The organism is Sphingomonas sp. CFBP 13720 (genome assembly GCF_014842075.1).
Classification (GTDB): Bacteria; Pseudomonadota; Alphaproteobacteria; order Sphingomonadales; family Sphingomonadaceae; genus Sphingomonas.
Map to the genome: position 1 here is coordinate 871,803 of NZ_JACYVA010000001.1, position 20,681 is coordinate 892,483.

Here is a 20,681-nt window from a genome sequence, read left to right on the forward strand (position 1 = left end):
ATTGAAATCCAGCTACTTGAGCGTATTTGAAAGAGGCGCTCCCTTGCGTCGTATCGGTCAAGGTTTGACGGACTCGATCTCCGGCGAGCCTTGACCGGTAAGCGCCCGTTCCAGAACGATAAAATCAAGGTCGAGCGTTTTCGGTACGCCGAATCGCCGGTCGTCGAGTGGGAACGCCCGTTCTTCTCCGGTGCGGCGATAGCCACGCCGTTCGTACCATGCGATCAATTCGGCGCGCCGACGGATGACCGTCATCTCCATTGTCTTTGACGCGTAATCATCGCGTGCAACCCGTTCCGCCGCTGCGATCAATCGCCGGCCCAGCCCCAGCGCCTGTCCGTCGGGCCGTACCGCCAGCAATCCCAGCGCACAACGCCCGCCGTCGACCCGCGTGACCTGCACGCATCCGGCCCCGTCGCCGGCGATCAGGATGCGGCAGGCGGGATCGGACAGGACGGCGGACAGCAGTTCCGCGTCGGTTCGCTGTCCGCCCAGCAGATCGGCTTCGTGCGTCCAGCCGCCCCGCGCCGAGTCTCCGCGATAGGCGCTTTCGACCAGCGCATGCAGGGACGGTACGTCGGCAATCGTGGCCGGGCGGATCAGGGGCGGCTCCATCCCCCGCCCATAGCCTGATACAGGGCGACACGCGCGGTCAATTGGTCGGCACGCACCTGTTCGAGCGCCAGTTCGGCGTTGAACAGCGCGCGTTGCGCATCGAGTTGTTCGAGATAGGGGCTGTATCCGGCGCGGTAACGGTTGGTGGCATGGCGCAGGGTTTCCGCCAGCGCGGCGCGTTGATCCTCCAGTGCGCGGCGTTGTTCGGCAAGCCGGTCGATCGCGGCCAGCGCGTCCTCGACCTCGCGGAACGCGGTCAGTGCGGTACGCTGGTACGCGAACGCCGCCTGGTCGCGCCGCGCGGCGGCGGTGTCCAGTCCGGCACGCAATTGGCCACCCCGGAACAGGGGCGCGAGAATGCTGGCCCCGACCGACCAGATGCCGACCGGGTTAGGCAAGGAACTCGACAGGACTTCGCCGGTCGATCCGGTCAGGCGCAGCGACGGCAGGAATTGCGAGCGTGCCGCCGCCAGCGTCGCGTCGCTCGCCGCCAAAGTCGACTCGGCTTGCGCGATGTCGGGCCGGCGGCGCAACAATTCCGACGGCAACCCGGCGGGGATCGGCGGCGGGACCAGCCGATCGATCGACGCCCCCCGATCGATATCGCGCGGCGCGGTGCCGGTCAGCAGCGCGATCGCGTTCTCCTGTCGCCGGGCCAGCAGTTCCAATTGTGGAAGCGTCTGAGTCACGCCGGCATATTCGGCCTGCGCCTGTCGCAATTCGAGTTGCGAGGTATAGCCGGCCTCGGCGCGCGACCGGGCGATGCGCAGTGCCTCGGCACGCGACGCGATCGTGCGGCGGACGGTGTCGATTCGCGCGTCCAGACCGCGCAGCGTGATATAGCCGCTGGCGGTGGCGGCGGCGACCGACAGGCGGGTCGCATCGGCGGCAGCGACGGCGGCATCGCCCGACAGGCGCGCGGCGGCGATCTGGCTGGAGACGCGACCGAACAGGTCGACTTCATAGGCCGACTGGAACACGGGTTGCAGCGACGTACCGGTGCTCGCGCTGCCGAACGCATTGAGCGCGCGCTGTTCGATCAATCCGGCCCCGGCATCGAGCGTTGGATAGCGCGCGGCGCGAACCAGCGATTCCTGCGCGCGCGCCTCCGCGATCCGCGCGGCGGCGATCGCGATGTCGGGATTGTTGGCCAGCGCCGCCGTCACCAGCCGCGACAGTTCGGGGTCGCCGAACCGGTCCCACCATCCGGCGTCGATCGCAGCGGTGCCGGGAATCGTCGTGCGCCACGACGGCGGCGCCACCACGGCGGCGGCCTGTGGACGGGGACGGTCGGGCGGCGTGCAGCCGGCGAGGGTCACGAGCGCGAGCAGGACGCCCGCCTTTGCCCCCCTGCCACCGGTCCGACGCGCCGATCCGATCCGCCGAGCGAAGTGCTTCATCGCCGTGCCGCCGGCGATACGCCGCCGCGCGTATCGACCCTTGCCTCCACCGACATTCCGGGGCGCAGCCGTGAGAACAGCGGGTCTTTGGGATCGATCGCGATCCGCACCGGAATACGCTGCGCCACCTTCACGAAATTGCCGGTGGCATTGTCCGCGCGGATCACCGCGAATTCGTTCGCTGCGGCGGGCGCGATGCGTTCCACGCGACCGCGCAGTTCGGCGCGGTCGAGCGCGTCGACGCGAATCGTCGCCGGCTGCCCCGCCGCCATGCGCGCGGTCTGAGCTTCCTTGAAGTTCGCCGTCACCCATACGCTCGCGGGAACGAGGAACATCAACTGCGTCCCCGCCGTCACATACTGACCCAGCCGTACCCCGACCTCGCCCAGCCGCCCGTCCTGCGGTGCGCGGATGACGGTGTTGGCAAGATCGATCTGCGCAAGGCGAACCGCCGCGCGGGCGTTGGCCACGCCGGCCTCCAGCCCGCCGCGACCGACCTCGACCGTGCGGACCTGTTCCTGTGCCACGCTGCGTTGCGCCTGCGCCTGTGCGACACCTGCCTCTGCCGCGCGCAGGGCCGCCAGCGTCTGGTCGCGTTCGCGAAACGATACCGATCCTTCGCGTACCAGATCGTCGACGCGCGCCATGTCGGCCTGCGCCCGCACCAGCTGTGCACGGGCATTCGCGACCGCCGCCGCCTGTCCGCCCAGCGTCGCCTCGCTCGATCGGCTGCTCTGGCGCGAATTGGCGAGATTCGCCTGCTGCGCCGACAATTGCGCCAGCGCCTGTTCGACGCGCTGGCGATAGATGCGGTCGTCGATCCGCGCCAGCACCTGACCCGCGCGCACGGTTTCGAAATCGCGCACCAGCACCTGTGTCACATACCCGTTGACCTGCGGCGCGATCACCGTGGTCTGACCGCGGACATAAGCGTTGTCGGTCGCCTGCACCACGCTGCCGAACGGCCACAGCCCCCATGCATAGAGCGACAGGAATACGCCGCCCAGCAACAGCGCGACGAAGCCGATCGTGGATTTCAGGCTGCCGCGCGGCGGTGCCCAGCCACGCGCGCGGGCCGGCTCGACGGGAGTCTCGACCGGATCGGCGAGTCGTTCGGGGGGGGATGCGTCGGTCATGATTGCTGTTGCCGCATCCGCTGCACCGCCGCCAGATCGGCGGCCAGCGGATTGACGCCCCGGATGCGAAATCGCAGCCACAATGCGCCCAGCCACAGCAGGACGAAGCCCGACAGGATGGCCACGCCCAGAAACACATCGTTATAGGCGAGGATATTCGCTTCCCGTGTCACCTGTTGCCCCAGCAGCCCCGCACCCGACGCCTGCCGCAGCACCGCATCGCCCTGTACGCGGGCATAGGCGCCGCCGAGTTGCTGGATGCGCTGCACCACCTGCGGGTCGGTGGCGGTCAGGCTCTGTACCAGTTCGAAGCCGTGATATTTCTCGCGCACGATCTGGAACGATCCGAGCAGCGCGGTGCCGGCCAGTCCACCCAGCGTCTGGGTGATGCCGAAGATCGCGGAGAAGCTGACGATGTGGTTCGGTCCGCGCGCCAGCGCGCGAAAGATGCCGATCATGACCATCGGACCGAGGAAATAAAGCGCGGCGAAGGCGATGATCCCCTGACTGACATACAGGCTGGACGGACGCGTCAGGTTGGTCGAATCCGAATCGAGCCACGCGCCGATGCCGATCAGCGCGACGGCGATCAGGACCGGCTTGTACAAATCCTTCATGTCGAGCGTCATCAGGCTGACGATCAGCCCCGCCACCGACGCCAGCGTCATGACGAGGTTGAGCGTCACCAGCTGGTCGTTGCCCATGCCGACGACGGTCAGCAATCCGATCGTGCCATAGGTCTGTTCGGACAACAGGATACGCAGCGACGCGGCGACGACCGCGAACCGCACGATATTGCGCCCCAGCATCCATCGCGTGTTCAGCAGCGGATTGGCGCGGTTATGTTCGATCAGCAGCGCGACACCGATCAGCGGGATCGCGGCGGCGGTGGCGTATCCCAGCCACGGGGTCGACCACCACTGGATGCGTCCCTGCACCAGCACCGCGCACAACAGCGCGACACCCGGCGCGAACAGCGCGAAGGTCAGGAAGTCGATCCGCTCGAACGCCTGCGTCCGTTCCGACGGCGGCAGCCGCAACAGCGCGACCGACCCGAGGCACATCAGCGTCAGCCCCAGTTCGAACACGAACAGCGCCTCGATCCGGCCGTCCGCCAGCAGCAGCGGCGACAGCGTACGCGCCAGCGGCAGCGCGATCTGCGACGCGCCGAAACCGATGATCATGCCCGACAGCCGTGCGGCGGCGGGCAGCGCCTGCATGATGTACATGAAGCACAGCGTCGTCAGCGCACTGGCCACGATCCCCGCCGCGCCGCGCACCACCAACTGCACGCCATAGGAATGGACGAACAGTTGCAGCACGTTGAGGATCAGGAACGCGACGAGGAAGACGCGGGTAAAGCGCTGCAACCCGAATTGCTGGCGGAACTTGATGAGCAACATGCTCATGCACACGCTGGTCATCGACGAAATCGCGGTCAGCCATCCGCCCTCGACCGGCGTCAGCCCCAGCGATCCCTGTATCTGTGGCAGGTTGGCGAGCAGCAGCGAATTGCTGAACCCCCCGGTCAGCCCCAACAGGATACCGATCATGAAATAGCCGACGCGCCGCCCGAACGGATGATCGGGCGTGGCGGCAGATCCGGGCAGGAACGGCCGCTCGTGCGGCTTGAATTGATAGGCCGTGGCGATGGCCCGGGCTCCACTGACGCTGTTGCAATGGCAACAATGCTTGCCGACGAACGATCGTTCCGAATACCATCCTGCCCGGTTGCCGTCTGGCTGGTCTTGGTATCGGACGAGAGTCCTTCCCGCCCAACGCTGCGGATTTGACCATCGGCCTGCGGAAGCCTAGCGCGACGCGATGCACGGAACCCTGCCATGACCGCGCCTTCGATCATCGTCGTGGAAGATGACCCCGCCCTGCGCACGCTGACCGCGCGCGCGTTGCAGGAAAACGGGTATATCGTCCGCACCTGTTCCGCCGCGCCCGAAATGTGGCTGGCGCTCGACCAGGGACCGGTCGACCTGATCCTGCTCGACATCATGCTGCCGGGCACCAGCGGCATCGACCTGTGCCGCCAGATCCGCCAGACCAATCCGGTCCCGATCATCTTCATCAGTGCGAAGGGCAGCGAGGTCGACCGCGTCATCGGGCTGGAACTGGGCGCGGACGATTACCTGCCCAAACCGTTCGGGACGCGCGAACTGATCGCGCGGGTCCGCGCGGTGTTGCGCCGGGGCGAACTGAACGCGCAAACGGCGCAGCGCGAACAGGGCATCTATCGCTTCGAAGGGTGGACCGCCAACCTGCCGCGGCGCGAACTGACGTCGCCGACCGGTGCATCGATCGACCTGACGGGAGCCGAATTCGACCTGCTGGTCGTATTGCTCGACCATGCGCAACGGGTGATCGCGCGCGAACGGCTGATCGAACTGTCGCGAACGCGGCTGGGCGATTCGTCGGATCGCAGCATCGACGTGCTCATCAGCCGGCTGCGGCGCAAGCTGTCGACAGCGGGCGGGACGCCGCCGATCGTGACCATCCGCGGCGTCGGATACATGCTGAACGTGCCGGTCGACCGCCAGTGAACCGACTTCCGTCGTTTCCGACCGGGTTGATCGGGCGGATCGTCGCGATCCTGTTGCTGACCATCGTCATCGAATTCGGCGTGTCGGTACTGCTGTACGAACGGGCCAGCGAATTTTCGGTGCGCGACGACGAAGCGCGGCGGCTGGCCGAACATCTGGTCATCGCGCGCCGCATCGTCGACGAACGGCCACGCGACGAACGGGCGGTAACGGCGGCCGAGCTGACCACCGATCGCTATGCCGTCCAATGGCGTCCCGCCCGGCCCGACCTGCCCCGGCGCGCGGCCGGTCTGCGTGAGATGGAACAGCAGGTGCTGGCGTGGGAGCCGTCGCTGGCGCGGTCCGACGTGCATCTGGCGCTGGCGTCGCCGGGACAGCGATCGGTGGTGCTCGGCATCTTGCGACTCGACGACGGCAGCTGGCTGTACTTCCGCACGCTGGAGCCGTTGCGCGCGTTCGACCTTGCGCTGGGGCGCATCCTGCTCGCGCTGATCCCCGCCATCGCGCTGATGGTCGCGGGCGGGCTGCTGATCCGGCGGACGCTGCGTCCGATGCGGCAACTGGCCGACGCGGTCGACCGGTTCGGTCCCGGCAGCGACCCCGCGCTGCCCCCGGTCGAGGAAGCGGGACCGGGCGAGGTGCGGCGGCTGGTGGTGGCGTTCAACGGGTTGCAGGCGCGCATCCATCGGCTGATCGACGAGCGCACCCGTGCGCTGGCCGCCGTCGGACACGATCTGCGCACCCCGCTGGCACGGTTGCGGCTGCGCACCGACGCCATCGCCGATCGCGACGTGCGGACCAGCGTGCAGAACGATCTGGCCGAAATGGAGGCGATGGTGCTGTCGCTGCTGGCGTTCCTCGGCGGCGAGGGGGAGCCGGAACGCGCGACGCTGGTCGATCTGGCGGTGTTGTGCGCCAGCGTGATCGACGACGCGAACGACCATGGCCATAGCGCGACCTATACCGGCCCCGATCATTTCGAGCGCGCGGTACGGCGATCCAGTTTCAAGCGCGCATTGGTCAACCTCGTCGAAAACGCGATCCATTATGGCGGGGGCGCAACGCTGACGCTGGCGATCGAGGACGGCGATACCGTCGTGCGGGTCGAGGACGACGGACCAGGCATTCCCGAGGAATCGCTGGCGCTGGTGCTCGAACCCTTCGTCCGGCTCGACAGCGCGCGCAAGCGCGACACGGTCGGCTTCGGACTGGGGCTGTCGATCGTCGCGCGCGCGGTGGAGGCGGAGGCCGGGCGGCTGGAACTGCGCAACCGCGCGGGCGGCGGGTTGTGCGCCGCCATCGTGCTGCCGGCACGGCTCGGCGCCCGGCAATAAATCGTTACACACCCGTCGAACGCAGCAAGGAACGGCCGGCTATATCCTGATCCATCAACGGCGCCCCGGCGTCGCCCCGAATGGCAGGAGCAGCAACATGAACGACGTAGTCGGACGCGTATTCGGTTTCGAAAAGAGCGTCTTCGCCAACGAAGCCGATCTTTATTCGAAGCTGGCTACCGACGGGCAAAGCCCGAAGGCGCTGATGATCTCGTGCTCCGATTCGCGCGTCGTGCCCGAACATATCGTGCAGGCACGCCCCGGCGACCTGTTCGTATGCCGCAACGCGGGCAACATCGTACCGCCGTTCACGCAGCAGAACGGTGGCACCACCTCCACGGTCGAATATGCCGTCGCGGTGCTGGGCGTCACCGATATCATCATCTGCGGCCATTCGGGCTGCGGCGCGATGGGCGCGCTGATGAACCAGGATTCGCTGGACGGCCTGCCCAGCGTCAAGGCGTGGCTCCGCCACAGCCATGCCGCACATTCGGTGGTCAAGCACAGCTATCCCGACATGGAGGATACGGCCGCCATCCGTGCCGTCAGCCTTGAGAACGTGGTGGTCCAGATCGCGCATCTGCGCACGCATCCGGCCGTCGCGTCGCGCATCGCGAAGGGCGAACTGACGCTGCACGGCTGGTTCGTCGACATTCACGCCGGATCGATCCTCGCGCTGGACGGCAAAACCGGCCGGTTCGCGCCGATCCGTGAGAACAGCCCGTTGCCGGTCGCGCTGATGCCCGAACAGCGGCGCGCCGCCGATTTCGATTTCGTCGAGGCCGTCGCCGCCGAATAGCCGTTCCCGCGCGCCGGCGGGGGCGACCTCCCCTCCCCCGTCTCCGTCTGCCGCGGGCACCGCGCCGGGCGCTCTTCCCCCCGAAGAGCGTCCGGCGCATCCCGTTTTCCCCGTTTCATCGGAAAGCAACCACACGCCCATGACCAAACCATCGCTGATCGCCAACCTGCGGGCCGACATACCGGCCTCGATCGTGGTGGCGCTGGTCGCCCTGCCGCTGTGCCTCGGCGTCGCGCTGGCATCGGGTGCGCCGCTGTTCGCCGGGGTCATCGCCGGCATCGTCGGCGGAATCGTCGTCGGGTCGCTCAGCAAATCGCCCCTGTCGGTCAGCGGCCCCGCCGCCGGGCTGACCGTGATCGTGTTCGACGCGATCGCGAAGCTGCCCAGCTTCGAAGCGTTCCTGCTGGCGGTGATGCTGGCGGGGTTCCTGCAGGTCGCGCTGTCCTTTTCGCGATCGGGCGTGCTGGGCGAATTCGTGCCGTCGTCGGTCATCACCGGCATGCTGGCCGCGATCGGGCTGATCCTGATCCTGAAACAGGTGCCGCACGCGGTCGGCTATGACGGCGCACCCGAAGGCAGCTTCTCGTTCTGGCAGGAAGACGGCCGGAACACGTTCAACACCATCCTGCTGGTGTTGCAGAACCAGATCGTGTGGGGCGCCGCGATCATCGCCGCGATCAGCCTCGCCTTCCTGTTCTGGTGGGACAAGGCCAAGCCCAAGGACGGTCCGCTGCGCTTCGTGCCGGGTCCGCTGGTCGTCGTGTTCGGATCGGTGGCGATGAACGCGCTGTTCGGCATGTTCGCGCCGAACATCGAAGTCCAGTCGACGCATCTGGTCAGCGTGCCGATCGCCGACGGCATCGGCGGGTTCGTCAAGCTGTTCAGCCTTCCCGACTTCGGTCAGATCGGCAATGCCGCGGTGTGGACGACGGCACTGACGCTGGCGATCGTCGCCAGCCTCGAATCGCTGCTGTCGGTCAAGGCGGTGGACGAGATCGATCCCAAGCGCCGCGTCACCGACAAGAACCATGAATTGCTGGCACAGGGCGGCGGCAACATCATTTCAGGGCTGATCGGCGGCCTGCCGGTCACGTCGGTGATCGTGCGTTCGTCGGCCAATGTCGACGCCAATGCCGCGTCGAAGGTGTCGACCATCCTGCACGGCACGTGGCTGTTGCTCAGCGTGCTGCTGATCCCGGCGCTGCTCAACCTGATCCCGCTGTCGGCGCTGGCCGCCGTGCTGATCGCGACGGGGTACAAGCTGACCAAGCCCGACCTGTTCCGCAAGCGGTGGAAACAGGGCTATACCCAGTTCGTGCCGTTCGTCGTCACGATCGCCGCCATCCTGTTTACCGATCTGCTGATCGGCATCGTCATCGGGCTGGTCGTCGGCTTCGTGTTCGTCATCGCGCGCAATTTCCGCCCGGCGGTGACGTTCGTGCAGGACGGCAACGATTGCATGGTCCGCGCCAAGCGCAACCTGTACTTCATCCACAAGGTGGAGTTGCAGAAGGAGCTGGACCGCGTGCCCGACGACACCAACGTCGTGATCGATCTGTCGGCGACGACCTATGTCGACCTCGACAACATCGACATCATCAACGGCTTCATCAAGAACGCGGGCTATCGCGGCGTCAACGTGGTCATTCGCGGAGACATCGGTGAAAAGACCGCGCCGCTGATCAAGGCACCGACCAAAGGGGTCGCATACGCATGAGGGACTATAAGCACCTCCTCCTCGCCAACAAGGCATGGGCCGCCGAGCGGCTGGAGGAAAGCGACGCCTATTTCTCGCGGCAGGTTTTGGGGCAGAAGCCCGAATTCCTGTGGATCGGATGTTCGGACAGCCGGGTCGCGCCCGATCAGCTGACGAATACCGAACCCGGCGGGATGTTCATCCATCGCAACATCGCCAATCTGGTCAATCCGAACGACCAGAACCTGATGTCGGTCGTGCAGTTCGCCGTAGAAGTGCTGAAGGTCCGGCACATCATCGTCTGCGGTCATTATGCCTGTGGCGGGATCGACGCAGCGCTGGGCGGCGGGGTGCATGGCCATGTCCACGACTGGCTGGCGATCGCACGCGACGTGGTGAAGGCGCATGCCGACGAACTGGACGCCTTGCCGGAGGAACAGCGCGCCAACCGCTTGGTCGAACTGAACGTCCGCGATCAGCTGGTGCAGCTTGCCCGGACCGATGTGGTGCAGGCGGCGTTCGCGGCGGGCCATCCGCTCGAACTCCATGGTTGGGTGTATGACCTGCGCGACGGGCTGCTCAAGCCGCTGATGGAAATCGACGCCGCCACACCGCTGGGCGACGTGCCGACGCCGGAGAAGGTGCTGCTGTAGCGGCCCGTATGCGTGGGAGCGCATTTCGCGGCACCGGCCCGTGCTCCCGCCCGACCGCGCGACGCGTGTACCGAGTGGGGAAGCGGGCTGGTGCCGCCCACGACTTGCTCGTTCGCGGGTGTTCCAACAGCCGCGAGCAGCGTCCCCCGGTCCGGGCGCACGGCAAAGGCCCACGCGAAATCTGACGATGGACGGAGATACCGGGGCGAACGCGCGTTGCGCTTCCTTCCTAATATCACCGGAGTATCGCCGTATGAGCATCGCGTCCGCCCTCGGCCTGACGAAGAAGGTCCGCTACGCCGTCATCGGTGCCGGCGACATCACCCAGCGGGCGATGCTGCCCGGCATCAAGCATACCGGCAATTCCAAACTGGTCGCGATCGTGACCGGCGATCCCGAAAAGGCCAGGGCACTCGCCGAGTTGTACGGCGTCGACGCGACCTATTCGTACGACCGGTTCCACGAATTGCTGGCATCGGGCACGATCGACGCGATTTACATCGGCACACCCAACTGGCGGCATGCCGAATTCGCCGTTCCGGCATTGGCGGCGGGCATTCACGTGCTGTGCGAAAAGCCGCTGGAGATATCGAGCGAACAGGGTCGCGCGATCGAAGCGGCGCAGCGGGCGTCGTCGGCGAAGTTCATGACCGCCTATCGACTGCATTTCGAACCCGGCACGCTGTCGGCGATCGACCGGGTACGCGACGGGAAGCTGGGCGATCTGGTCACCTTCACCGCGTGTTTCAGCCAGTCGCTCGACCCCGACAACCATCGCGCCAAGCACGGTATCGAGGCGGGTCCGCTGTTCGACATGGGGCCGTATCCGATCAACGCGATCCGGTATCTGTTCGGCGACGAGCCGGTCGCGGTCGAATCGGCGGTGGCGACGCGGCAGGCGAAGGCTGGTCTGGGCGACATCGACGATACCGTCGCCGTCGTGCTGCGCATGCCGGGCGACCGGCTGGCCAGCTTCACGGTCAGCTATTACGCCGGCAACGTCGATCACATGACGATCTGCGGCAGCAAGGGCAGCATCCATATCGACCCCGCCTTCGGCTATGGCGACACGATGCAGCAGACGATCACCACCGGGACGGACAAGACCGTCGAACGCTTCAAGCCGACCGACCAGTTCGGCGGCGAGATGAAGTATTTTTCGGATTGCATCCTGAACGGCGAAGACCCCGAACCCGACGCGCAGGAGGGGCTGGCCGACCTTCGCGTCATCGAAGGGATCGTCGAGGCACTCCGCACCGGTCGGCGCGTCGACCTGCCGCCGTTCGATCGGGCTCGGCGGATCAACACCGCGACGCAGAAGCAGACGCTGTCCACAGTGACGCCGCCCGAAACGGTGAAGGCGAAAAGCCCGGCGGGGAACTGACCGGCGGGATCAGCGACCGGAGGTCGGGACTGGTCCCTGCGCCAGTCCCTCGGCCACCCGGCGCGGCACGCGGATCAACGAGCCGTGCCGCGCGCCCGTCGGCATCGACAGCCGGTCGCCGACGTCGCGCCACGTGCGGAAATCGCGCGTGGCGGCGGCACCCCAGCGGCCGTCGCGATAGACGTCCCAGTAGCAGATCGTTTCGCCGTCCACCTGCGCCGTCATCGGTCCTTCGACCCATGGCGGCGTGAACGGTGCCGACAGCATGCCGAACGGACCGGTAGGCGCCACCGCCGATGCGGTCTGGAGATATTTGCGTGGCGGCTGCACCGTTTCGTCCTTGACGATCAGGTGCAGGCTGCCGTCGGGGGCCGGTGCGAAGGTGCCGTCGATCACGCTGAACCCCGGATCGTACAGCACGGCCGGCGGGTCGAACGTCACGAAGTCGCGCGTCGTGACGTACCAGAGCCGGTGATTATAGCCTGATTCCGATGTGCCCGCCGTCTCGGCGAAACGACCGGCAACCGTACTGGACCAGAACAGGACGAACCGGCGGCGGCGGGCATCCCAGATCGCTTCGGGCGCCCAGCAATTGCGCGTTCCCGCCACGCCCGCCATGACCGGCAATGCGCGCTGCGGCGACCAGTGGCGCAGGTCATGGCTGGTCGCGTGACCGATCGTCACCCCCTCCCACGCCGTCGTCCACAGCATATGCCACGGGGCGTCGCGTCCCTGCCCCCGGAACAGGAAGGGATCGCGCATCAGCCGCGACTCCCCGACCTGCGGTTGCAGGAAGCTGTGTCCACCGGCCTGTTCGCGAAAGGTGAAGCCGTCGTCGCTAATCGCGAGTTTCAGCCCCGCCGCCTCGCCCTTGCCCGTACCGAAATACGCGAAGACGAGCGGATCGAGAGCGCGCGTCACCGCCAGCGCGCGCGGCGTCAGCAGCGGCAGGGTCAGGGCGGCGATCGCGGTGCGGCGGGTGAAGGTCATCGCGTGGTGATGGAAGCTGCGCGGCGGTACGGCAAGACGTCCGGCGATGGTCCTGCATCATCGCATCTGGTATCGTCGGCAACTATCGCGCATCATCGCGTCGTTCCGTTCCGAAAGGTCGCCCGCCTTGTCCGCCGTTTCCCGCCTCGTCCTTGCTGCCCTTTTGCTCGCCCCCCTGCCCGCGCTGGCCGATCCGATCCGGCAGAAGGGCGACTGGCAGGACAAGTTCCGCCAGCTTGAGGGCGAGGACTGGCCGACGCCCACCGACTATCGGAATGCGTCGGGGGCGCCGGGCCATCGCTACTGGCAGCAGAAGGTCGATTACGACGTCAAGGTCGCGCTGGACGAAACGACCAAGGTCGTGCGCGGGACCGAGACGATCCGCTATCGCAACAATTCCCCCGACGCGCTGCCGTATCTGTGGCTGCTGCTCGACCAGAACGAATATAAACGGTCGTCGATCGCGCAGTTGAGCCAGACGGTTCCCGACAGCGGTTCGATCAGCATCGCCGAAATCCGCCGCGCGACGGCGATGCGCGAATGGGAAGGCGGCTTCACCATCGCCGCCGTGCGTGGCGCGGACGGGCAGCCGCTGGCGCACCGCGTCACCGATACGCTGATGCGGATCGAGCTGCCCGCCCCGGTCGCGGGCAACGGCGGCGAAGTCGTGCTGTCGATCGACTGGTCGTTCCCGATGGCGGAGCAGAAGGTAGTCGATGGCCGGTCGGGCTATGAATGCTTCACCGCGCCCGGAGAGGACGGCAACTGCATCTTCGAAGGCGCGCAATGGTTTCCGCGGCTTGCGGTCTATTCCGATTATGAGGGCTGGCATAACAAGGCGTTTCTGAGCTCGGGCGAGTTCACGCTGGAGTTCGGCGACTATCGCGTCGCGCTGACCGTGCCCGCCGACCATGTCGTCTCGGCGACCGGCGTGCTCCAGAACCCCGGTGAGGTGCTGACCGCGGCGCAGCGCCAGCGGCTGGAACAGGCGAAGGGCGCTGCGGCACCGGTCTATATCGTCACGCCCGACGAAGCCGTCGCGGCGGAGCGCGGGCGCGCATCGGGCACGCGCACCTGGACCTTCGCGGCGCAGAACGTCCGCGATTTCGGCTGGGCATCGTCGCGTAAGTTCGCGTGGGACGCGATGGGCGTGCGGCAGGACTATGCCGCCGCGCCGCTGGTGATGGCGATGTCCTTCTATCCGAAGGAAGCCCGTCCGCTCTGGGACGCCTATTCGACCAAGGCGATCGCGCACACCATCGACGTCTATGGCAAGTTCGCCTTTCCCTATCCCTATCCGGTGGCGCAGTCGGTCAACGGGCCGGTCGGCGGCATGGAATATCCCATGATCACCTTCAACGGCCCCCGCCCTGTCAAGGACGCGAAGACCGGCCAGCTGACCTACACCGAACGCGCCAAGACCGGGCTGATCGGCGTGGTGATCCACGAGGTCGGGCACGACTGGTTCCCGATGATCGTCAACAGCGACGAACGGCAATGGACGTGGATGGACGAAGGGCTGAACACCTTCCTCCAGTTCCAGGCGGAAAAGCTGTGGGACAAGGACTTCCCGTCACGTCGCGGTGAGCCGAAGGACATTGCGGAGTACATGCTCTCCGACAATCAGGTGCCGCTGATGACGCAGTCGGATTCGGTGCTGCAATTCGGCGCGAACGGATATGGCAAGCCGGCCACCGCACTGACGATCCTGCGCGAAACGGTGCTGGGTCGCGACCTGTTCGACCGGGCGTTCCGCGAATATGCCACGCGCTGGCGGTTCAAGCGGCCGACGCCGTACGATTTCTTCCGCACGATGGAGGAAAGCTCGGGCGTCGATCTCGACTGGTTCTGGCGCGGCTGGTTCTATTCGACTGACCATGTCGACATCGCGCTCGACAAGGTCGTGGAGGGCCGCATCGCCGGAGCCGATCTGGAGGCCGCGTCGCGCGACCGCCGTGCGATCCGCGATGCGGAAAGCACGTCGCTTACCGTGCGCAACAATGCCGGACAGCGCACCGTAGTCGAACGCGACCCCGCGACGCGCGACTTCTACGACACGCAGGACCGGCTGGCGGTATCGCCGCAGGACCGCCGCGACCTTGCCGAAACGCTCGAAAAACTGTCGCCCGACGATCGCAAGGCGTTCCGCGTGACCGACAAATTCTATCGGTTCACGTTCCGCAACGTCGGCGGGCTGGTGATGCCGGTGCCGCTGCGACTGACGTTCGCCGACGGGTCGAACGAGATGGTCCGTATTCCGGCCGAAGTCTGGCGCTACGATCCGAAGGTCGCAGTGTGGCAATATGTCACGGACAAGACGATCACCGGCGCGGAAGTCGATCCGTTGCTGGAAATCGCCGATGCCGATCGTTCGAACAACATCGTTCGCGGCACGATCCGTCCGGCCGTGCTGGAAATCGAGGATATCGACGATCTGGAAGACCGGATGAAGGACTTCGACGTACAGGTGAAGCCTGGGTCGCTGCGTACCTATCCCGCGCCGGTCGCGAAATGAGGGTCGGCATGCTCGCGCTGGCGGCGGCGATGGTCGTTGCCGTCCCCGCCGGGGCGCATCGCGGCCATGACTCGCTGAGCGTCGTCACGCTGAACGGCGGGGTGGTCACCGTGTCGCACCGGTTCGAGGCGCATGACATCGAACCCGCGCTGGCGAAGATCGCGCCTGCCGCACAAGCCAGCCTAGACGACCCCGCCGCGCTGGCCGCGCTGGAAGCCTATGTCGCGCGGCGCTTCGTGCTGACGGTCGACGGCAGGCCGGTGGCGCTGCGCCACGTCAGGACCGACCTGTCGCATGCCGAAGTGCGGATCGACTATACCGGACGCACGTCGCGCCGGGCAAAGACGGTCGCGGTGCGATCGACGGTGCTGACCGACGTGTATCGCGGACAGGTCAATCAGGTGAACGTCCGCACGGGCAACCGCGTCCAGTCGCTGACATTGCGCGGGGCGGCGCAGGGGAGCGTGACGCTCGGCTGAAGCCCGCGCGAGGGCATCGATCCGACGACCCGTCCGCCTGCCCTACTCGCAGCCAGCCACCATCGCCGCCGCCCGCGCCGGACCCAGCCCGCCATGGGTCGCGGCGCAACGTCGCCCATCGCGGCCGATCGCCACGCTGAACGGCAATCCGGCGGTATCGCCGAACAGGTCGGCACGGATCTCCGCTATCCGTACTGCGCCCGGTGTCCATCGCTGGCCGACCGGAACGCGGCGCATCATCGCATCGGTCGCGCGACCGGCGTCGATCGGCACGACCATCACGCGATACGGTGCCGCCGCCGTGGCGATCGCATCGATCCGTCCGATCTCCGCATGGCAGGGCGCGCACCATGATGCGACGAACAACAGCACGCTGCGCGGCGGATACCGCTCTCCCGCTGGAGCGGGCGCGGCGGCGATCAGCAGCGATGCGACCGCCGCGCAAGCCCATGGTCGGATCGCTGCTTTTTCCAACTCGACCACGCTCCCCAGCCATGCTTTGATCGTCACGATACCGGGGGGACCACATGATCGCGACCTTTTTATACGCAATGGCTGGCATGGCGCAGGCAGCCGCGCCGGCCCCCGCGCAGACGCTGCAAGCCAGATTCGACGCCGCGAACGCCGCGTTCGGCGCCAGCGACTGCACCGCCGCGATCCCGCTGTACGAAGCGCTTGAGCGCAACCCTGCCGCCAGCCGCAACAGGCTGTTCGCTGGTGCGATCGCGGTGCGCAAGGGAATATGCCTGACACGAACCGGTAAGCCGGACGACGGGGTGATCGCCATGCGACGCGGCGTGCCGATGCTGACGACGAAGCGCGACGAATTCGCGACCGATCTGCGCGAGGCGTATCTGGCGATGGGCAATTCCGCTTCGTTGCGGTTCGATTATGATCCGGCGGCGGCTGCTTATGCCGACGCACTGGCCGTGTCGAAGGGACAGGACCGGCTGTCCCCGCTGCTCGGTCTTTCCCGCGTGCTGGCATTCGACCGCGATGGAAAGGCGCTGGCCTATGCCGCCGAAGCGCGGACGCTGGCACTTGCCGATCCGACGCTGGTCAAGGCCAACGTAGCGCTGGTCCAGACGCGATATGCCCGGGTGCTGTTGAACGAAGGGCGTCACAAGGAAGCCTATGCCGAGTTGAAGGACTCGCTGCGCAAGCAGGGCGGACTCGACCTGAGCGTATCAGCGTCCGACGTGGCGACGCGCAGCGATCTGGCGCTGGCCGCCCTGCTGACCGGCGACCGCGATCAGGCCCGGACCTATCTTGCCTATACCGGCGCGGGCCGGATGAAGGACTCGCCCTTCGCCCGCGCAAGCGACATGGCTCCGCCGGTCTGCGGCGCGACCAGCGGCCTGAAGCGTGAGGATGTGGCGGTCGTGGAATTCGCCCTTGGCGAGGACGGTGTGGTCGCCAACCCGACCCCGATCTACACCACCGGGGGGCGCGAGGTCGCGTTGGCGTTCGCCCGCGCGGTCGCCGACTGGTCGTGGACGCCAGCCAGTGCGGCAGCGATCCCGGCGTTCAGCCGACAGGCGGTGCGGGTCGAACTGCGTTGCACCGTCGCCGGGGAGCGTCCGTCGATCACCGCACCGATCGAGGAAGCGGTGGCGGCATGGCTGGCGTCGCTGCAGGGAGCCACGCCATCGTGGGCGAACGAAGCGTCCGCCCGCGCGCTGCCGCTGGTTCAGGCGGAGGTCGTGCGGGCACGCACGGCGGGGGATCGTCCGGCGCTGATCGCTGCGCTGATCTGGCTCGGCCGGTCCAGTCTGATTACCGGACCGGAACGCGCGGCGGCGCTGGTCGAAGCGCGGCAATTGGCGGTCGCAGCCGGTGCACCGGTCTCGGTGCAGACCTGGTTCGCGTTCGAAAGTACCGGCACCGACTGGGACCGGCGCGACAGGTGGGATCGCGACCGGGAATCGCTGCTAGCGATGCCCGCCGTAGCCGCCGATCCCCTGTCCGCCGCGACCCTACGGATGATGATCGTCGCCAACGCGCCCTTGGACAAGCCCGCTGAAACCGAAGCGCTGCTGACGAAAGTGATCGATTCCCCGCTGCCCGACCGGCACCCGCTGAAAATCGCTGCACTGTTGCGGCGTGCCGACCTGCTTGCGGCGCAGGGACAGGTCGATGCGGCACGTGCCAGTTTCGATCGTACGGGGCTGACCGGCGATCAATGCGCGCTGATCGCACCGAAGCCGGTGGTGAAGCGGCTCGGCGCGTCGTCCAGCGACTTTCCGCAGGAAGCGTTGCAGATGGGCTTCGAAGGCTGGGCACAGACCGAGTTCGACATCGCGCCCGATGGTCGGACGGTAGCGCCGCGGACGATCGCCGCCTACCCGCCGTTCGTGTTCGGCGATGCTGCCAGCCGCATGGCGAAGGACGTCCGGTTCCAGAGCAGCTATCGCCCCGACGGCAACGTCGCGTGCATCGCCAACAAATTGACGATCGCGTTCCAGCTACCCTGACGCGGCGACCGGCAGCGTGACGCTGGCGAGCAGTCCGCCACCGGGGGCTTCGTCCAGCGTCAGCGCGCTGCCGTACAGCGCAGCCAGATCGCGGGCGATGGAAAGCCCGAAGCCGTGGCCGTCGCCGCGTTCGTCCAGCCGGACGCCCGGCGCGGTCGCACGCGCGCGATCGACCAGCGGAATACCGGGGCCGTCGTCGGAGATCGACAGCGTGACGGTTCCGTCGGCCCGCTCCGCCGAAACGCGTACGATCGAACGCGCGTGGCGCGCGGCGTTGTCGATCAGATTGCCGGCAAGCTCGGTCAGGTCCGCCGCGTCGATCGCCACGGCCATATCGGGCAGGTCGGCGGCGACGATCGCGATTCCCGATCCGCGATGCAGTGCCCCGACCGTCGCGACGAGATCGTCGATCGCGGGGCGCAGCGGCGTGAAACTGCGCCGGTCGACCGTCGCATTGCGGGCACGCGACAGGTGATGCCGGATCGTCGCGTCGATCCGTGCCACCTGTCGCGCACGCGGATCGCCCGCAAGATCCAGCGCCAGCGTCGCCACCGGCGTCTTGAGCGCATGCGCCAGATTGGCCGCCGATGCGCGCGCAGTCGCCAGCGCTGCGTTATTGTCCCGAACCAGCGCGTTGAGTTCGATCGCCAGCGGACGCAGTTCGTCGGGCTGGCCCTCGGGCACGTCGCGCGCCCGGCCGGTGCGGATGTCCGCCGTCCGGTCGCGCAGCGCGCGCAACGGGCGCAGGCCGATCCGCAACTGGACCAGCGTCGCCGTCGTGAGAAGCGCGGCAACGGCGGCCAGCATCGCGATCAACGGCCACATCGCACCGCGCAGCGGCGCATCGATCTGCCATCGCGGCACCGCGACCGCGATCCGCACCGGTCCGGCCTCGCTTCGGATCGTTTCGCTGAGACCATGGACGCGGGTGCCATCGCGCAACTGCGCCTCGAACGGTGTCGGCCCGTCCCGTAACGCCGGACCCCGCCGGTGCCGCGATCGCCCGATCGGGCCAAACGGCAGGTTCGCGCGCCCGTCGCCCCGGACGGCTAGTCCAGGCAACGCCGCGCCCTCGATCGAACCACCCGGCGCATCGATCCGCCACGCGGCATCGGCGGCGAACGCGGTTTCCACGTTCGGCCGGTCGAGCAGCGCGCGATCGATCGTCCCGTCGGTGCGGACCAGCGCGCCCATCAGCCGCAACCGGTCGTTCAGTCGCCGGTCGACATTATCGGTGGCGAACCGGCCCAGTACCCCGCCCAACACCATGAACGCGACGATCAGCGCGACCAGGGTCGTCACCGCCGACAGCGCCAGCATCCGCCCATGGATCGATCGCGGCATCCTCATGCGCCGGTCAGCCGGTATCCCCGCCCGCGCACGGTTTCGATCAGCGTCGCGCCGACTTTTTTGCGCAACCGGCCGATGATGACTTCGAGACTGTTCGAATCGACGTCGGCGTCCCCTTCATAGACACGTTCCATCAGGTCGAGCCGCTCGATCACGACCTCCTTCGCCAGCATCAGCGCCGACAGCACCCGCCATTCCAGCGCGGTCAGTCGCAACGGCAGTCCGTCGAGTTCGAACACGCCGGTCTGGCTTTCGAACGCCAGCGGACCACAGGTCAGCCGCGTCGCGCCATGGCCGGCGGCGCGACGGACCAGCGCGCGCAACCGCATCGTCAGTTCCTCGATACGGAACGGCTTGGTCAGGAAATCGTCCGCGCCCGCCTTGAACCCCGCCACCTTGTCCGACCATCCGTCGCGTGCGGTCAGGATCAGTACGGGCAACGTACGGCCGGCATCGCGCCATCCGCGCAGGACCGCCGCGCCTTCGCGATCGGGCAGCCCTAGGTCGAGCACGGCGGCATCATAGCGTTCGGTGTCGCCCAGATGCTGCGCGTCGATCCCGCTGGCGATCAAGTCGACCGCGCAATGTTCTGCACGCAGCGCGCGGGCAATGGCGGGGCCGAGGTCGGGATCGTCCTCGACGAGCAGGATACGCATGAACCCTCCGCTATCGCCCGCGCCTAAACCGAAACTGAACCGGCGGGTTCAGCGGGCAGCGGGCCGGCCCGGTCTAAAGCCTCGTCATCGAACCAAGAAGGAGCAACTACCATGGCGAAATTCGGATTTTCGGGAATGGGCAAGGTCGGCCTCGGCACCGCGCTGGGTCTGGCGCTGGGCGCAGCAGGCGGCGCGGGCGCGGTGTCGCTGACGCGGCCGGCGGTCGAACTGGCCCCGACGGTGGCGACCCCGGTCGCGCGGCTGGCAGCGGGCGACGGCGTGGTCACGGTGAAGGGCCGCGTCGCCGAAGTCTATGGCGACCGCTTCGTGTTGCAGGATGCCAGCGGGCGGACGATGGTCGACGCAGGGCGCGATGCCGTGCCGACCAAGGGCGCGACACTGGCCGTACAGGGCCGCTTCGACGACGGGCAGTTGCGCGCGTCGTATCTGATCGATCCGGCGGGCAAGGTAACGCCGGTCGGCCGTGGGCCGCGCCATGACAAGCGCGGACCGGGCGGCCCCGGCCGCGAAGGACCGGACGGTCCGCGCGGGCCACGTGCGGGCGCACCGTGCGCGCCGGCGCCGGTCCCCGGTGCAGCGCCGGCTCCGGCAGCGGTTCCGGCCGCCGCCCCGGCGCGGTGAAACGGT

At 67.4% G+C, this 20,681-nt stretch carries 18 protein-coding genes; 10 read left to right on the plus strand and 8 right to left on the minus strand.

Annotation, left to right across the window (positions count from 1 at the left end; genetic code table 11):
- Window positions 1-57: 57 nt before the first annotated feature.
- Genes IFT55_RS04195 through IFT55_RS04210 form a run of 4 tightly spaced genes read right to left on the minus strand, consistent with a single transcriptional unit; the run spans window position 58 to window position 4,704 of the window.
- Entirely contained in the window at window positions 58-615 is a 558-nt protein-coding gene (locus IFT55_RS04195) for a GNAT family N-acetyltransferase (protein ID WP_192089320.1), read from the minus strand.
- Window positions 600-2,015, minus strand: coding sequence for an efflux transporter outer membrane subunit (locus IFT55_RS04200; protein ID WP_192089321.1), 1,416 nt, complete (start codon window positions 2,013-2,015; stop codon window positions 600-602). Before IFT55_RS04200 ends, IFT55_RS04195 begins: the two co-directional genes overlap by 16 nt.
- Window positions 2,012-3,151, minus strand: a complete 1,140-nt coding sequence (locus tag IFT55_RS04205; RefSeq protein WP_192089323.1) for an HlyD family secretion protein — start codon at window positions 3,149-3,151, stop codon at window positions 2,012-2,014. Before IFT55_RS04205 ends, IFT55_RS04200 begins: the two co-directional genes overlap by 4 nt.
- Window positions 3,148-4,704, minus strand: a complete 1,557-nt coding sequence (locus tag IFT55_RS04210; protein WP_249403550.1) for an MFS transporter — start codon at window positions 4,702-4,704, stop codon at window positions 3,148-3,150. The genes IFT55_RS04205 and IFT55_RS04210 overlap by 4 nt, the downstream gene beginning before the upstream one ends.
- A 288-nt stretch (window positions 4,705-4,992) precedes the next feature.
- On the opposite strand from IFT55_RS04210, the gene IFT55_RS04215 reads away from it, so the two are divergent.
- The 6 genes from IFT55_RS04215 (at window position 4,993) to IFT55_RS04240 (ending at window position 11,569) form a co-directional block, all read left to right on the plus strand.
- Window positions 4,993-5,703 (plus strand): response regulator, encoded by a 711-nt coding sequence (locus tag IFT55_RS04215; RefSeq protein WP_192089324.1) that lies wholly within the window; start codon window positions 4,993-4,995, stop codon window positions 5,701-5,703.
- Window positions 5,700-7,037, plus strand: a complete 1,338-nt coding sequence (locus IFT55_RS04220; protein ID WP_342029227.1) for an ATP-binding protein — start codon at window positions 5,700-5,702, stop codon at window positions 7,035-7,037. The genes IFT55_RS04215 and IFT55_RS04220 overlap by 4 nt, the downstream gene beginning before the upstream one ends.
- Window positions 7,038-7,134: 97 nt before the next feature.
- Window positions 7,135-7,836 (plus strand): carbonic anhydrase, encoded by a 702-nt coding sequence (locus IFT55_RS04225; protein WP_192089326.1) that lies wholly within the window; start codon window positions 7,135-7,137, stop codon window positions 7,834-7,836.
- 139 nt (window positions 7,837-7,975) lie between these two features.
- On the plus strand, window positions 7,976-9,553 hold the full coding sequence (locus tag IFT55_RS04230; RefSeq protein WP_192089327.1) for a SulP family inorganic anion transporter: 1,578 nt from the start codon (window positions 7,976-7,978) through the stop codon (window positions 9,551-9,553).
- The gene (locus tag IFT55_RS04235) at window positions 9,550-10,185 is read left to right on the plus strand and encodes a carbonic anhydrase (protein ID WP_192089329.1); all 636 of its coding nucleotides are present in this window, start codon (window positions 9,550-9,552) and stop codon (window positions 10,183-10,185) included. Before IFT55_RS04230 ends, IFT55_RS04235 begins: the two co-directional genes overlap by 4 nt.
- Window positions 10,186-10,438: 253 nt before the next feature.
- A complete protein-coding gene (locus IFT55_RS04240) occupies window positions 10,439-11,569 on the plus strand; it encodes a Gfo/Idh/MocA family protein (protein ID WP_192089330.1) in 1,131 nt (376 codons plus the stop codon).
- A gap of 9 nt (window positions 11,570-11,578) precedes the next feature.
- Here the strand turns inward: IFT55_RS04240 and IFT55_RS04245 are convergent, their stop codons facing one another.
- Window positions 11,579-12,559 (minus strand): glycoside hydrolase family 43 protein, encoded by a 981-nt coding sequence (locus tag IFT55_RS04245; RefSeq protein ID WP_192089332.1) that lies wholly within the window; start codon window positions 12,557-12,559, stop codon window positions 11,579-11,581.
- A gap of 127 nt (window positions 12,560-12,686) precedes the next feature.
- On the opposite strand from IFT55_RS04245, the gene IFT55_RS04250 reads away from it, so the two are divergent.
- Complete coding sequence (locus IFT55_RS04250) at window positions 12,687-15,074, plus strand: M1 family metallopeptidase (RefSeq protein ID WP_249403551.1); 2,388 nt, start codon at window positions 12,687-12,689, stop codon at window positions 15,072-15,074.
- A gap of 8 nt (window positions 15,075-15,082) precedes the next feature.
- Window positions 15,083-15,553 (plus strand): DUF6702 family protein, encoded by a 471-nt coding sequence (locus tag IFT55_RS04255; RefSeq protein ID WP_192089335.1) that lies wholly within the window; start codon window positions 15,083-15,085, stop codon window positions 15,551-15,553.
- Window positions 15,554-15,595: 42 nt separating this feature from the next.
- Here IFT55_RS04255 and IFT55_RS04260 read toward each other — a convergent pair whose 3' ends face one another.
- Window positions 15,596-16,063 (minus strand): hypothetical protein, encoded by a 468-nt coding sequence (locus tag IFT55_RS04260; RefSeq protein WP_192089337.1) that lies wholly within the window; start codon window positions 16,061-16,063, stop codon window positions 15,596-15,598.
- A 17-nt stretch (window positions 16,064-16,080) separates the two neighbouring features.
- Here IFT55_RS04260 and IFT55_RS04265 point away from each other — a divergent pair, with 17 nt between their 5' ends.
- A complete protein-coding gene (locus IFT55_RS04265; protein ID WP_192089339.1) occupies window positions 16,081-18,027 on the plus strand; it encodes an energy transducer TonB in 1,947 nt (648 codons plus the stop codon).
- On the opposite strand, the gene IFT55_RS04270 is transcribed toward IFT55_RS04265, so the two are convergent.
- Window positions 18,019-19,371 carry a sensor histidine kinase gene (locus tag IFT55_RS04270; RefSeq protein WP_192089341.1) on the minus strand — a complete coding sequence of 451 codons (1,353 nt, stop codon included), beginning with the start codon at window positions 19,369-19,371 and terminating at the stop codon, window positions 18,019-18,021. The genes IFT55_RS04265 and IFT55_RS04270 overlap by 9 nt on opposite strands.
- Before the next feature lie 2 nt (window positions 19,372-19,373).
- A complete protein-coding gene (locus tag IFT55_RS04275) occupies window positions 19,374-20,033 on the minus strand; it encodes a response regulator (RefSeq protein WP_192089343.1) in 660 nt (219 codons plus the stop codon).
- Between the two features lie 111 nt (window positions 20,034-20,144).
- Here IFT55_RS04275 and IFT55_RS04280 point away from each other — a divergent pair, with 111 nt between their 5' ends.
- The gene (locus tag IFT55_RS04280; protein ID WP_192089345.1) at window positions 20,145-20,675 is read left to right on the plus strand and encodes a hypothetical protein; all 531 of its coding nucleotides are present in this window, start codon (window positions 20,145-20,147) and stop codon (window positions 20,673-20,675) included.
- Window positions 20,676-20,681 lie beyond the last annotated feature (6 nt).

Bases quoted from the DNA above. Each gene is read 5' to 3' on its own strand.
- IFT55_RS04225 (WP_192089326.1), top strand. From the start codon at position 7,135: ATGAACGACGTAGTCGGACGCGTATTCGGTTTCGAAAAGAGCGTCTTC.
- IFT55_RS04210 (WP_249403550.1), bottom strand. From the start codon at position 4,704: ATGATCGGTATCCTGTTGGGGCTGACCGGGGGGTTCAGCAATTCGCTG.
- IFT55_RS04245 (WP_192089332.1), bottom strand. From the start codon at position 12,559: ATGACCTTCACCCGCCGCACCGCGATCGCCGCCCTGACCCTGCCGCTG.
- IFT55_RS04215 (WP_192089324.1), top strand. From the start codon at position 4,993: ATGACCGCGCCTTCGATCATCGTCGTGGAAGATGACCCCGCCCTGCGC.
- IFT55_RS04275 (WP_192089343.1), bottom strand. From the start codon at position 20,033: ATGCGTATCCTGCTCGTCGAGGACGATCCCGACCTCGGCCCCGCCATT.
- IFT55_RS04240 (WP_192089330.1), top strand. From the start codon at position 10,439: ATGAGCATCGCGTCCGCCCTCGGCCTGACGAAGAAGGTCCGCTACGCC.
- IFT55_RS04200 (WP_192089321.1), bottom strand. From the start codon at position 2,015: ATGAAGCACTTCGCTCGGCGGATCGGATCGGCGCGTCGGACCGGTGGC.
- IFT55_RS04230 (WP_192089327.1), top strand. From the start codon at position 7,976: ATGACCAAACCATCGCTGATCGCCAACCTGCGGGCCGACATACCGGCC.
- IFT55_RS04265 (WP_192089339.1), top strand. From the start codon at position 16,081: ATGATCGCGACCTTTTTATACGCAATGGCTGGCATGGCGCAGGCAGCC.
- IFT55_RS04280 (WP_192089345.1), top strand. From the start codon at position 20,145: ATGGCGAAATTCGGATTTTCGGGAATGGGCAAGGTCGGCCTCGGCACC.
- IFT55_RS04270 (WP_192089341.1), bottom strand. From the start codon at position 19,371: ATGCCGCGATCGATCCATGGGCGGATGCTGGCGCTGTCGGCGGTGACG.
- IFT55_RS04255 (WP_192089335.1), top strand. From the start codon at position 15,083: ATGCTCGCGCTGGCGGCGGCGATGGTCGTTGCCGTCCCCGCCGGGGCG.
- IFT55_RS04195 (WP_192089320.1), bottom strand. From the start codon at position 615: ATGGAGCCGCCCCTGATCCGCCCGGCCACGATTGCCGACGTACCGTCC.
- IFT55_RS04235 (WP_192089329.1), top strand. From the start codon at position 9,550: ATGAGGGACTATAAGCACCTCCTCCTCGCCAACAAGGCATGGGCCGCC.
- IFT55_RS04205 (WP_192089323.1), bottom strand. From the start codon at position 3,151: ATGACCGACGCATCCCCCCCCGAACGACTCGCCGATCCGGTCGAGACT.